The sequence below is a fragment of the Pseudoalteromonas ostreae genome, assembly GCF_018069805.1.
GTDB lineage: Bacteria > Pseudomonadota > Gammaproteobacteria > Enterobacterales > Alteromonadaceae > Pseudoalteromonas > Pseudoalteromonas ostreae.
The window spans coordinates 1-1,637 of sequence record NZ_JAGPYN010000056.1; the positions used below are offsets into that span (position 1 = coordinate 1).

General features: G+C 41.8%; 1 protein-coding gene. It reads right to left on the reverse strand.

Annotation, left to right across the window (positions count from 1 at the left end; genetic code table 11):
- Positions 1 to 38: 38 nt before the first annotated feature.
- Positions 39 to 1,585 (reverse strand): IS3 family transposase gene (locus tag J7338_RS20460; protein ID WP_210798816.1). Its coding sequence is split into 2 segments (ribosomal slippage): positions 39 to 1,105 and positions 1,105 to 1,585, totalling 1,548 coding nucleotides; the frame shifts between segments, so codons are not numbered across the junction.
- Positions 1,586 to 1,637: the final 52 nt, after the last annotated feature.

Consider the following 1,637-nt stretch of genomic DNA (forward strand, 5'->3'; position numbering starts at 1 on the left):
CGGAGTTTTTCAAGTTAGTTGTCGCCTCAAGCGGCATTTTATGCCGCCCGCACTTCTTCTTTTTTCTCAGGGTTTAAATTTACTTCATTTATCATTGACCAGTCTCGTGACTTTCCAGACCAACGACTTGGATTATTCAATTTAGCTGCATCGTTTACCTGCTGTCGCTTGGCTAATATCTCTTTATCTAAACCTGAATGACGTTGGTTTGGCGTCACAAATTTTATACCACTGTGTAGGTGCTCATTATTGTACCAATCAACGAACCCGCTTACCCATTCTCTTGCTGCGCTTATATCTTCAAATGCCTTTTCTGGGTATTCTGGGCGATACTTTAACGTTTTAAATAACGACTCAGAGTATGGATTGTCATTACTTACTGATGGTCGACTAAATGATGGCACAATCCCTAACTCCTGTAATGTTGCCAACAATGTCGCGCCTTTCATTGGGCTGCCATTATCTGAGTGCAACGTGACTTGCTCGCGCTTTATTTGCTCCCGACTGCAAATATCCTTCATTAAATCTGCGGCTAACTCACTTAACTGTGTGTCGTAAACCTGCCAGCCAACAACCTTTCGACTAAAAATGTCCATCACTAAATATAAGTATAAAAATTGCCCTTTCACGCTCGTTGGTAAATAGGTGATATCCCAAGTATATACTTCATTTGCACGCACTGCCTTCAATGCCCTTGGCTTTTTCATCGGCTTAGCTGGCTTTACTTTTTCTCTATGCGTTAATAAGTTATGTGCCTTCATGACACGATAAAACGAACTTTCAGACGCTATCCATATGCCGTTATCAAGCAGCTTAGGGACTATTTTACTGGCCGGTAAATGCCCATACTCAGTTGAGTTAACCGTATTAATAATGCGCTGCCGCTCTAATTCTGTGAGACGATTTGGCGGCCGTTTTATCGTACTTGTTCGCTTGTCAGTCATATTGTCAGCTTCAATCCAGCGCTGAACGGTTCTTACCGTCAGCCCAAGTAACTCACATGCTTTTTCTTTCCTTGCCCCTGAAGCCTGTGCGCTTGTGATAAGCGTTATTAATTCATGTCGCTCAGTCGCTGTTGTTAATCGTCCTCGTTGAAACCCCAGAGTGCATCCGCTTTTTTTTTGAGCACAAGCAGAGCGGCTGTTTCAGCCAAGGCTTTATCTTTACGATTCAGTTCTTTTTGCAGTTGCTTTATTTCTTGCTTAAGCTGTTTACTGTCTGACTTTACTGTTTTATTTGAAGGGGGTGTTACTAAGTCTTTCTTCCATTGCTGAATATGATGCGGATAAAGCCCTTTATTACGGCAGTATTCATTTATGGCGGCTTCATCTAAACTTCCACACTCAATTACCGCGTTGAGTCTTTCTTCTAAACTCCAGTCTTGTGGTCGTTTTTCTGCTGTCATTTGGCTACCCGTCTGGTGTGTTTCAAGTTGATGTTTTTTTGCAAGTGCTATCCAGCGTTGTAACGTTGAATAACCGACACCTAAATCATCTGCAATATCTTCTAGACGAACATCATCACATTGAGATAATGCTTTTTCAACAGCTTGAACTTTAAATTCTTGTGTAAATCGACGTCTCATTTTATTTGCCTCTGCTAAATGTTAGAGGCGACAACTATCCTGACACAGGGGG